This is a genomic window from Arthrobacter sp. U41 (assembly GCF_001750145.1).
Classification (GTDB): Bacteria; Actinomycetota; Actinomycetes; order Actinomycetales; family Micrococcaceae; genus Arthrobacter.
Window position 1 is genome coordinate 4,079,520 of sequence record NZ_CP015732.1, and the last position, 11,023, is coordinate 4,090,542.

10 protein-coding genes and 1 tRNA gene are annotated in these 11,023 nt (G+C 65.9%); 7 read left to right on the top strand and 4 right to left on the bottom strand.

All coding sequences use genetic code 11. From position 1 onward, the window contains the following. Positions 1-9 precede the first annotated feature (9 nt). A complete protein-coding gene (locus ASPU41_RS23800) occupies positions 10-135 on the top strand; it encodes a hypothetical protein (protein WP_269450060.1) in 126 nt (41 codons plus the stop codon). A gap of 36 nt (positions 136-171) precedes the next feature. Here ASPU41_RS23800 and ASPU41_RS18620 read toward each other — a convergent pair whose 3' ends face one another. The 4 genes from ASPU41_RS18620 to ASPU41_RS18630 all read right to left on the bottom strand — a co-directional run bounded on the left by ASPU41_RS18620 (position 172) and on the right by ASPU41_RS18630 (position 2,463). Further along, the gene (locus ASPU41_RS18620; RefSeq protein WP_069952174.1) at positions 172-909 is read right to left on the bottom strand and encodes a hypothetical protein; all 738 of its coding nucleotides are present in this window, start codon (positions 907-909) and stop codon (positions 172-174) included. Positions 910-1,107: 198 nt separating this feature from the next. After that, on the bottom strand, positions 1,108-1,251 hold the full coding sequence (locus ASPU41_RS22830) for a hypothetical protein (protein ID WP_157357062.1): 144 nt from the start codon (positions 1,249-1,251) through the stop codon (positions 1,108-1,110). 62 nt (positions 1,252-1,313) lie between these two features. Next, complete coding sequence (locus ASPU41_RS18625) at positions 1,314-1,775, bottom strand: universal stress protein (protein WP_069952175.1); 462 nt, start codon at positions 1,773-1,775, stop codon at positions 1,314-1,316. A 214-nt stretch (positions 1,776-1,989) separates the two neighbouring features. Continuing rightward, the gene (locus ASPU41_RS18630; protein WP_069952176.1) at positions 1,990-2,463 is read right to left on the bottom strand and encodes a MarR family winged helix-turn-helix transcriptional regulator; all 474 of its coding nucleotides are present in this window, start codon (positions 2,461-2,463) and stop codon (positions 1,990-1,992) included. A 105-nt stretch (positions 2,464-2,568) separates the two neighbouring features. Here ASPU41_RS18630 and bcp point away from each other — a divergent pair, with 105 nt between their 5' ends. The 6 genes from bcp to ASPU41_RS18660 all read left to right on the top strand — a co-directional run bounded on the left by bcp (position 2,569) and on the right by ASPU41_RS18660 (position 11,021). Continuing rightward, the gene (bcp, locus tag ASPU41_RS18635) at positions 2,569-3,042 is read left to right on the top strand and encodes a thioredoxin-dependent thiol peroxidase (RefSeq protein WP_069952177.1); all 474 of its coding nucleotides are present in this window, start codon (positions 2,569-2,571) and stop codon (positions 3,040-3,042) included. A 141-nt stretch (positions 3,043-3,183) separates the two neighbouring features. After that, positions 3,184-3,265 (top strand) — tRNA-Leu (locus tag ASPU41_RS18640). A gap of 261 nt (positions 3,266-3,526) precedes the next feature. After that, positions 3,527-4,201, top strand: coding sequence for a fasciclin domain-containing protein (locus tag ASPU41_RS18645; protein WP_069952178.1), 675 nt, complete (start codon positions 3,527-3,529; stop codon positions 4,199-4,201). A gap of 254 nt (positions 4,202-4,455) precedes the next feature. Continuing rightward, entirely contained in the window at positions 4,456-6,129 is a 1,674-nt protein-coding gene (locus ASPU41_RS18650; protein WP_083266614.1) for an ABC transporter substrate-binding protein, read from the top strand. 78 nt (positions 6,130-6,207) lie between these two features. Beyond that, positions 6,208-7,713, top strand: a complete 1,506-nt coding sequence (locus ASPU41_RS18655) for a malate:quinone oxidoreductase (RefSeq protein WP_069952179.1) — start codon at positions 6,208-6,210, stop codon at positions 7,711-7,713. Positions 7,714-7,784: 71 nt separating this feature from the next. Beyond that, positions 7,785-11,021, top strand: a complete 3,237-nt coding sequence (locus ASPU41_RS18660; protein WP_069952180.1) for an efflux RND transporter permease subunit — start codon at positions 7,785-7,787, stop codon at positions 11,019-11,021. Positions 11,022-11,023: the final 2 nt, after the last annotated feature.

An 11,023-nucleotide genomic window follows, 5' to 3' on the forward strand; every position in this document is an offset into this window, starting at 1 on the left:
TGGCATGTCATGGTGTCTCTGGCAATGCTGGTGATAGTGGCCATCGTCGTGGTGGCAGTGACGCTCATCGTGTTAGGGACGGTGCGCCGGTCCCGACGGAAGAACGGCGACGATCCATGGCCGCCCTCCGTGTAGGGCAGGCTTTGTTCACTTCTCCGGGCACAGGCCGGACTATTCGGTCACCGGGCCCGCGGGGGCAGCAGTGCGGGCAGTACGCCCGCGGCGGCCGCCGGGCCACATTTGAACAGCCATCACGAACGCCCAGACGGCCATCAGCAGCAGAGCCACCAACCGGGGAGCCGAGTCGAACAGGCCAACATAGGACACCATCAGCCCATGGACAATCCAGGCGGCTCCCGAGCCCGCAGCCAGCCATCCCGGCCAGCGGGAATATACGTTGCCATAGGCGATAGCCAGGCCAAAGAAAATAAGCGTGAGCCCGAGCAGGATATTGGAGTAACTCTGCAGCGCGTATTCAGTCCATCTCAGCCCCATTGCGGCCGAGAACGCTGAAGACTCCTGATCGGCGGGAGCATTCGCCCAGGAGTCAACCGCCCATTTGAGCGCAACACCGTCCACCGCCTGGAGCATGGTGATGCCCGCCGCAGTGAGCACCACCGCGGCAAGGCCGAAGCGGGCCAGCGCAGTTGGACCTTCCTGCTTGGCGGTCATGGCAAAGTACAGTGCAACGAGGCCGCCGAAGAACACCAGTGCGGCGGCCCATTGCGTGAAGTGGATGGCAATCCAGCCGTCGCTCTGCGCATACTCCCCAAAGACCGCCGTATGGTTCATGACGTCTTCCCTGGACGGGTGCACGGCCGTCGCGGCCACCAACAGGATGACCCCGAGGGGAAGCGCAACCGCGCCGATCCTCCCCCAGGGTGCCCCTGGTTTCACACGCGTTTCCATCGCTTCTCCTCTCCGGGCTGGCGGCATCCCGGCATGGCCGGAGATCCCCTGGGGGTGCATCGCGAGCCCTGGATTTGCTTCAATGTCTCTGGAGCGGGCGCGTTAGAGGTCCGCCCTAAAACTAGATTAAAAGCTTGGAAGAAAAACGTATAGGGCGCGGCGGTGATCGAAAAAACAGCATCCGCACGGGTCCGTGATTCAGGATTTGCGCCGGACTGCCGCTGCCAACTGGAAGTGGATGGGCAGGGCCAGCTGGACCGGAGCAGCGCCGACGGGCTCGTCAAGCAGCTCGTTGATCGAGGTCTGCCCTTCCAGCTCTCCTGTCAGCTTCGCGTCCATCATTTGAGCCTATGCGCAACAGACGCCGGGTCCGGTGAGGGACACGGGGCGGAAGCCGCCGGCGATCAGCTCCCCGGGCCTCCGGCATCCGTCGTTGCGCCGCGAACTACCAGCACCGGGCAATGGGCGTGGTGGACGGTCTGGGTGGAGACCGATCCGAGGATCATGCCGGCAAAGCCACCGCGTCCGTGCGAGCCCACGATGACGAGATCTGCATGTTGTGAGGCGTCCACCAAAGCCGACGCCGCGTTGCCCTGCACCAGGCTCCCCGTGACTGCCACGCCGCGGTCCCCCACCCGGTTAAGCTCCTCCTCGAGGACCGCCCGTGCGTCCTCCTCGATGCCCTGATACACCCAGACCTGCCCCATGGCATCGCCAACATACGGATAGTGCCAGGCAGAGAGGGCCAGGACCTGCCCATTTCGGAGTCTTGCCTCGTCCACGGCCCAGTCCATGGCCGCCCGCGACGGGTCCGACCCGTCCACGCCGACGACGATCCTGAAGCCGCCGTTACTGGAACCACCCATGAGTCAGCCCTCTCGTCTGGTCCGCTTCTCCGCCGCATCAGCCGGGCGGGCGCGGACAGGCTCATCCTTGCACTGCCGGAGCGGATCCGGGAAGGGCCTCACGGCACCTTCCAGGGCCGGGGGCGTGCTGCGGGCTTCGGGACCAGCCGGGACTTACTCCGGCCTGGGGTGGGGCATCCGACGTCGAACGGCCGGGTAATGGGGAAGAGAGCCCCTAGTTCGCCTCGACGGGCAGGCCCGGTTCCGCAGTGGTGACGATTGCCTTGACCTCCGGCGTGGAAATCCTGGTCGCGAGTTCGCGGACGACCGCCTGGAGCTCCTGCCGGAGCACGTCCGGGTCGATCGAGGCGGCGGCAAGCACCGAACGTTCCATGTCCGCGGCTTCAGCCACGGCCTCACGGCCCCGGTCCGTCAGTGACACGACGTGGCTGCGGCGGTCGGAGGCACTTCGCTGCCGGGAGATATGACCGTGTGCTTCCAGCCGGCTGAGAGTCTTTCCCATGGTCTGCGCCTGTACGCGCACCAATTGGGCAAGTTGTGCCTGAGTCATTGGTCCGTTGACGGAGAGCACTTCCATGGCGATGACCCCGGCGTGGGTCAGTCCGATGGCCCCGAGTTTCTCGTTCCAGGAGTGTTCAACGAGGCGTGCTGCCGTGGACAATAGGCGCCCAGTGGGCCAGCGATCCATATCAGGCATACCAACGAGTATAGCGAGCGAAGGATTCGTTGCTCGCATCAACGCTCAGTAGGCTTGGGATATCTGCATCCGAGCCCGCCCGAGAAGGAGCATAACGTGGCTGAACGACTCAACCCCGGCGATCTGGCCCCAGCTTTCGCCCTCAAGAATTCCGACGGCGTAGAGGCCTCCCTTGGGGACTTCCACGGCCGGAACACCATCGTCTACTTCTACCCGGCGGCCTCCACCCCCGGGTGCTCGAAGCAGGCCTGCGACTTCCGGGATTCGCTGGCGTCCCTGCAGCAGGCCGGTTACGACGTGGTTGGCATTTCCCCCGACCCCGTGGAAAAACTCGCCAAGTTCGCCGCCGCGGAAGGCCTGACCTTTCCCTTGCTGTCCGACCCGGACCACACCGTCGCCGGGGCGTACGGCGCCTGGGGGGAGAAGAAGAACTACGGCAAAACATACGAAGGGCTCATCCGGTCCACGGTCGTCGTTGACCCCGAAGGGAAGGTTGTCCTCGCGCAGTACAACGTTCGGGCCACCGGGCATGTCGCTAAACTCCGCCGGGACCTCACGGTCGACGCGTAGACCCCAGCCGGCGCTGGCGCCCGGCCGCAGCCCTTCGATGCACGGTGAAACGTACGCCGCCGGACTGTGTGCCGGGAAATGTACAATGGAGCCTGTCATCCGCCCTCGACGGTCCATTGAAACGTTGAGGAACGGCGCCGCGCGCGAGTGGTGAAATTGGCAGACACGCAGGATTTAGGTTCCTGTGCCTTCGGGCGTGGGGGTTCAAATCCCCCCTTGCGCACCTTAAGAGAGCCCCGGTCTTCGGACCGGGGCTCTCTTTGCTTAACCGCTGAAGCTGTCCAATGCCGACGCCCGGGCACCTGAAGTTCCGGGCAAAACCAGCCGCAGAAAAGAATTCCCATCCTGTACCCATCCGTTTCCCCCGACCCCGCGAATACCCATTGAGACACCAACCAAGGGTCGGTGCCCGACAAGTCGGAAAAGGGCCAGAGCGGCAATAGTCGACGCTGGCAATGATCGGCACAACAAAGGAGAAACCGAAATGCAGACCATCAAGCGCACGACTCTTTCCGTTGCAGGTATCGCCGCTGCGGCCATGCTCAGCCTCACTGCCTGCGGCGGTTCCACCACCACCGCACCGAGCTCCTCGGCTCCGGCGTCAACGCCGATGGAATCGAGCATGGCACCGTCGCCGTCCACCAGCTCGGCAGCAGCCATGGATCCGGCCGCGAACCTCGTCGGTTCCGGCTGCGCGGCCTACGCCGCCCAGGTTCCCAGCGGCGCCGGCTCCGTCTCGGGAATGGCCCTCGACCCGGTAGCAGTTGCGGCGTCCAACAACCCGATCCTCACCACCCTGACTGCCGCTGTTTCCGGCAAGCTCAACCCGAAGGTTGATCTGGTGGACACCCTGAACGGCAGCGAGTTCACCGTCTTCGCTCCGGTCGATGACGCTTTCGCGAAGATTGACGCCGCCACGATTGAAACGCTGAAGACGGACGATGCCCTGCTCAGCAAGATCCTGACCTACCACGTTGTCCCCGGCCAGCTGAGCCCCGATGAGATCGTGGGCACACACGCCACGGTCCAGGGCGGTTCCGTCACGGTGACCGGCACCAAGGATGCCCTCAAGGTGGACGACGCCGGCGTCATCTGCGGCGGTGTGAAGACGGCAAACGCCACCGTCTACATGATCGACTCGGTCCTCATGCCCAAGTAGGCAGCACTGAACGCTCCTGCTGCGGTTCCAGCCTGACTCACTGGACCAACCGGGAGAAACGAAGGCCCGCACCCCTGGTGCGGGCCTTCGTTTGTGTGGGCCGCCGGCTGAGACCCGGCTGACTCACAGCGGCCGTCCGGGCCGGTCCACTAGAATGGGCCTGTTCCGCAGCCGGCGGTCCATCCCGAGTCCCCCGAGGTGATTCCCGAGTGCCCAGAAGTACAGTGTCCAGCGGTACCGCGAGCCCCAGCAGAATGCGGGCCCGTGCAGTGCGCCGCGTTGCAGCGGGTTTCGGTGCCGTGCTCCTGCTGCTGCCGCTCGCCGCCTGCACCGGCACCCCCGCACCAGTGCCCGGGTCCGCGACTGCCTCGGCCAGTTCCACCGATGCCGCCCCGGACGCCGTTTTCACCTTCGGCACCGCCTCGCAGCCGCTCGGTCTGGATCCCGCCGTCGTCTCCGACATTGAGTCCTACCGGATCACCCGTCAGGTCCTGGAAGGGCTCGTCGGTGTCGACCAGACCACCGGGGAGCCCACGCCGCTGCTGGCCACCGAATGGACCACGGGCGACGAAGGCCGCGACTACACCTTCCAGCTCCGCGAGAAGGTGACCTTCCACGACGGGACGGCCTTCGACGCCGCCGCCGTCTGCAGCAACTTCGACCGCTGGTTCAACTTCCCCGACACGCTGCGTCAGCAGGCCCCCGGGACCACCTTCAAGGGCGTTTTCAAGGCCCACGCCGATCAGGCGTCGCTCTCCATCTACAAGGGCTGCACCGCCCTGGCTCCGGACAACGTCAGGATCGAGCTCACCCAGCCCTTCACCGGGTTCCTGCAGGCGCTCACCCTGCCCGCCTTCGCCATGTCCTCGCCCCGGGCCCTTACGTCCCAAAACGCCGACCAGCTGAACCAGAGCCGCGACGGCCAGCCCGTCTCCGCCTACGGGCTGCACCCGGTGGGTACCGGCCCGTTCACCTTCAGCTCCTGGGACCCGGGCAGCATCACGCTCGCGAGCAACAAGGACTATTGGGGGGACAAAGGCCAGATCGGCACCATCAACTTCGTCACCTACGATCACACCCAGACCCGGATGCAGGCCCTGCTCGACGGCAAGATCGACGCCTACGACGCCGTTACCGTCGGCAACTTCGACCAGCTCGTGAAGCGCGGCCAGCAGATCATCCAGCGGGATCCCTTCTCCGTCATGTATCTGGGGATGAACCAGGAAGTGCCCATCCTGCAGAACCTCAAGGTCCGCCAGGCCGTCGAAATGGCGCTGGACAAGGACACCCTGATCCGCCGTTTCTTCATTGACAACACCGCGCAGGCCACGCAGTTCGTCCCGCCCAAGCTCAGCGGCTTCAACAACAACGCCCCGGCCCTGGGCCACAACCCGGCGAAGGCGAAAGAGCTGCTCATCGAGGCCGGCTACCAGGGCGAGGAGCTGAAGTTCTACTATCCGCTGAACGTCACCCGGCCGTACCTGCCCACACCGGAAAAGGTTTACGCGGAAATCAGCAAGCAGCTCACCGCGGTCGGACTGAACATCAAGCCGGTGCCGGTCGAGTGGTCCGAGGGCTACCTCCAGAAAGTCACCTCCCCCGGCGACCACGCACTGCATTTGCTGGGCTGGAACGGCTCCTACTCCGACCCGGACAACTTTGTGGGCCCGCTCTTCGGCGAAAACACCGGCGAATTCGGTTACCAGGACCCGCAGGTCTTCTCCAAAATCGCCCGGGCGCGCGGCCTGCCCGAGGGCAAGGAGCGGACTGAGCAGTACCAGACCATCAACGCACAGATCGCCGCTTCGGTCCCGGCCGTGCCGATCGCCTACCCGATCTCGGCGCTGGCCCTGTCGGACCGCGTACTGACGTACCCGGCGTCGCCGGTCCTGAATGAAGTTTTCACGAAGGTCGAGCTAAAGCCTTGACGGGCGGACCCAATTTCAGTATGAGGCCGGTGCGGGGATATTCTGTGACAGCCAGACCCGCTGCTATCGGAGACTGATGTGACTTTCATTTCCAAGACCCAACATGCCGACGTCGTCCTGATTGGCGGAGGCATCATGAGCGCCACGCTGGGCGCTTTCCTCAAGCAGCTCGAGCCGAACTGGACCATTTCACTGTTCGAGAAGCTCGAGGAGCCGGGTCTGGAAAGCTCCGGCCCCTGGAACAACGCCGGCACCGGCCATGCCGCACTGTGTGAGCTTAATTACTCTCCCGCTGCCAAAGACGGCTCCGTGGACCCCGCCAAAGCAATCCTCATCAACGAGCAGTTCCAGCTGTCCCGCCAGTTCTGGTCCCACCTCGTCACGAACGGCATGATCGGATCCCCCAAGGGTTTCATCAACACCGTCCCGCACATGAGCTTCGTGATCGGCGAGGACAACTCCAGGTTTCTGCGCACCCGCTATGAGGCGCTCAAGCCGAACCCGCTGTTCCGCTCGATGGAGTATTCCGAGGACCACGCCCAGATCGCCAAGTGGGCCCCCCTGATCGTCAAGGGCCGCGACCCGAAGCAGCACATCGCCGCCACGCGCGCCGCGGAAGGCACCGACGTCGACTTCGGTGCGCTGACCCGGGAACTGACCACCTACCTCGGGAACAACGGCGTGGAGGTCAACTACGGCCACGATGTCTCCGGCATCAAGCGCGCGTCCGACGGCGGCTGGGACCTTTCGCTCAAGCACCCCGAGTCCGGCGAGCACGGCTCGATCCACGCGAAGTTCGTCTTCGTGGGCGCCGGCGGCGGGGCCCTGCACCTGTTGCAGGCCTCCGGCATTCCGGAAAGCAAGGGCTACGGCGGATTCCCGGTCTCCGGCCAGTTCTTCCGCTGCACCGACGAGAAGATCGCTGCCCAGCACAGCGCCAAGGTCTACGGCCAGGCGTCCGTCGGCGCCCCGCCCATGTCCGTCCCGCACCTGGACACCCGGTTCGTCAACGGCAAGCGATCCCTGCTGTTCGGCCCGTACGCCGGCTTCTCCACAAACTTCCTGAAGAACGGCTCGTACTTGGACCTGCCGCGTTCCATCCGGCCCTCGAACATCATCCCGATGCTGGCCGTTGCCAAGGACAACATGGACCTGACCGCCTACCTGGTCAAGGAAGTCGCCAAGCGCCACGGCGCCAAGGTCGAGGCCCTGCGCGAGTACTACCCCGCGGCGACAGACGGCGACTGGGAACTCATCACCGCCGGCCAGCGTGTACAGATCATCAAGAAGGATCCGAAGAAGGGCGGAGTGCTGCAGTTCGGCACCGAGGTCATCGCCGGCCGCGACGGATCCATCGGCGCCCTGCTGGGCGCGTCCCCGGGCGCGTCCACGGCCGTGCCGATCATGATCGAGCTGCTGCAGAAGTCCTTCCCCAAGCAGTTCAAGGGCTGGCAGCCCAGGTTCCAGGAGATGATGCCCGGCTATGGCGTCAAACTCAACGAGAACCCGGACCTCGCCGCCCGGCTCGAGACCGACACGGCCAAGGCACTGCAGCTGGAACCGGTCAACGCCGCGCGCAACTGACGCACTGCTCCGGGTTGCGGTCGGTTTGATCCCTTTCAAGTACTTCCGTCGACCCATCAGGAGATCATGAGATGTTCCGGCTCGCAAAGCTCTCACTGGCCAACCGGGCCCTGATCGCGCTGGTGACCGTCTTCGCGTCGGTCTTCGGCGTGATCACGATGTCCTCACTCAAGCAGGAGCTCATCCCGTCCATTGAGTTCCCGCAGATTACGGTCCTCACGTCGATGCCGGGCGCCTCCCCCGAAGTCGTGGACAAACAGATCAGCAGCCCGCTGGAGACGGCGCTCAAGGGCGTGGAAGGGCTGGAGTCGACGTCGTCCACCTCACGCAACGGCGTCTCACAGATCAGCATGGTGTTCACCTACGGTTCGAACCTGGACCGCGCCCGGAACCAGATCGACCGCGCCATCTCCAACGCCAAAAGGTCGCTGCCGGACGATGTCCAGCCCCAGGCGATCGCCGGAAGCATCAGCGATTTCCCGATCGTGTTCCTTGCTGTCTCCTCGGACAAGCCGCTCAGCGAACTGAACGCCGACCTTGCCCGGCTCACGGTCCCGCGGCTGCAGAAGCTCGACGGCGTCCGCGGCGCCGAGGTGACCGGCGGAGCCACCCAGCACATCAAGATCCTCCCCCGCCCCGAGGCCATGGCGGCCTCCGGCGCGAGCATCCAGTCCATCAGCGAGGCCCTGAAGAACAACGGGGCGCTCGTTCCGGCCGGCACCCTCGAGGAGCAAGGCAAGACGCTGTCGCTGCAGATCGGCAGCCCCGTTGATTCACTCGATGCCATCAAGGCGCTGCCGCTGGGCGGCGCCAAAAACGCTGCGACCATCGGCAGCGTGGCGGACGTCAGCATCACCGAGGACGCCCGCACCTCGATCACCCGGACCAACGGGGAGGAAACCCTGGCCCTGTCCGTCACCAAGAAGCCCGAAGGTGACACCGTGGGCATCTCCAACGCGGTGAAGGACTCCATCCCCCAGCTTGAGGCCGAGCTCGGCTCCAGTGCCAGCTTCACACCGATCTTCGACCAGGCACCGTTCATCGAGAAGTCCATCAAGGACCTCACCACAGAGGGCCTGCTGGGCCTGGGCTTCGCCGTCGCGGTGATCCTGGTTTTCCTGATGTCCGTCCGCGCCACCCTGGTCACGGCCGTCTCCATCCCCTTGTCGCTGCTCATCACGTTCATCGGGCTTTCAGCCACCGGCTACTCGCTGAACATCCTCACCCTTGGCGCGCTCACCATCGCGATCGGCCGCGTGGTGGACGACTCGATTGTGGTGATCGAGAACATCAAGCGCCACCTGAGCTACGGGGAGGCGAAGATCACCGCGATCCAGACGTCCATCCGGGAGGTCGCCGGCGCCATCACGGCCTCGACCCTCACCACCGTGGCCGTCTTCCTGCCGATCGCCTTCGTGGCCGGCCTGGCCGGCGAGCTGTTCCGGCCGTTCGCGCTGACCGTCACCATCGCCCTGCTGTCCTCGCTGCTGGTCTCCCTGACCATCGTGCCCGTGCTGGCGTACTGGTTCCTGCGAAACCCCGCCGACAAGGCGGGCACAGCCCGGGAAGCCACAGCCCGGGAGATCGCGGCGAAGGCCCACGAGGCGGAGCAGCGCACCGTCCTGCAGCGCGGCTACCTCCCGGTCCTGACCAAGACCCAAAAGCACCCGGTGGTGACCCTGATCGCGGCCGCGCTGGTCCTGGGCGGCACCGCCGCCATGACCCCGCTGCTGGCCACCGACCTGCTGGGCAACTCCGGCGAAAACAGCATGACCGTCCGGCAGGCGCTCCCGGCCGGCACCAGCCTGGCCGAGGCCAACGCCTCGGCCATCAGGGTCGAGGACGTCCTGCGCGAGATCGACGGCGTCAAGGACGTCCAGGTCACCACCGGCAACGCCCAGACCGGCTTCTCCGCGCTGCTCTCGGCCGGGGCCTCGAACTCCAGCTTCACTGTCGTGACGGTGGAAAAGGCGAACCAGGGCAAACTCAAGGAGACCGTCCGCAGCGCGCTTGCCGGGATCCCTGATTCCGGCAAGCTCACCGTGGGCTCGCAGCAGGGCGGCTTCGGCACGTCCTCGACGGTGGACATCACACTCAAAGCTGCCACCACCGCCGATCTCCGGACCGCGAGCGACACCATGGTGGCGGCCATGGAGGGCGTGCCCGGTTCCTCCGAGGTGGCGACCAACCTCGCCGCCAGCCAGCCGGTGGTACAGGTCAAGGTGGACCGGGCCAAAGCCGTCGCCGCAGGTCTGAGCGAGGAGCAGGTGGCCGGCGTGCTTGCCTCAACCATCAGCCCCATCCCGGCCGGAACCGTGCGGATCGACACCAACGACTACCCGGTCCGCATCGGCGAAGGCACCCGCTTCACCAGCATCGACGCCGTCCGGCAGACCCCCCTGCCGACGTCGGCAGGTCCCGTGCCGCTGGCCAGCGTCGCCTCCGTCGAGCAGGTCGACGTTCCCGTCTCGATCACCGCCAGCAACGGCCAGCGGACCGCGCGCGTGTCCGTTACGCCGTCGGGCGCCAACCTCGGCGCGGTCAGCACCGAAGTTCAGGCCCGGCTCAAGACCGTCCAGCTGCCGGCGGGCGTCACGGCGGAGATCGGCGGCGCCACGACGCAGCAGGCCGAGTCCTTCGCCCAGCTCGGCCTGGCTCTCCTGGCTGCCATCGCGATCGTGTATGTGATCATGGTGGCCGCGTTCAAGTCGCTCATCCAGCCGCTGATCCTGCTGGTCTCGGTGCCGTTCGCGGCCACCGGTGCCATCGGGCTGCTGCTGGTCACCGGCGTGCCGCTGGGCCTGCCCTCACTGATCGGCATGCTGATGCTGGTGGGCATCGTGGTGACGAACGCCATTGTGCTGATCGACCTCATCAACCAGTACCGCCAGCCGCGGAACGGCGAACCGGGGATGACCGTGGCCGACGCGATCACCCACGGCGCCCGCCAGCGGCTCCGGCCGATCCTGATGACGGCGCTGGCCACCGTGTTCGCGCTGACGCCGATGGCCCTGGGCCTGACCGGCGGCGGCGGCTTCATCTCGCAGCCGCTCGCCATCGTGGTGATCGGCGGCCTGATCTCCTCCACCGCCCTCACCCTGGTCCTGGTTCCGGTCCTGTACCGCCTCGTGGAGGGACGGCGCGAGCCGAAGGCCCTGGCGAAGGCCGCCTTGGCTGGCGGTGTTGAGGCCGGTGCCGGTCCGATTTCCGCCCCTTCCCGTGGCCGCCGGGCCGCGCCCGGGGCCGTCCCCGACGACTTCCCGGATGACGTTCCCGACGACGCACGGGTCCCCTCGGGCTCGCACTAGCA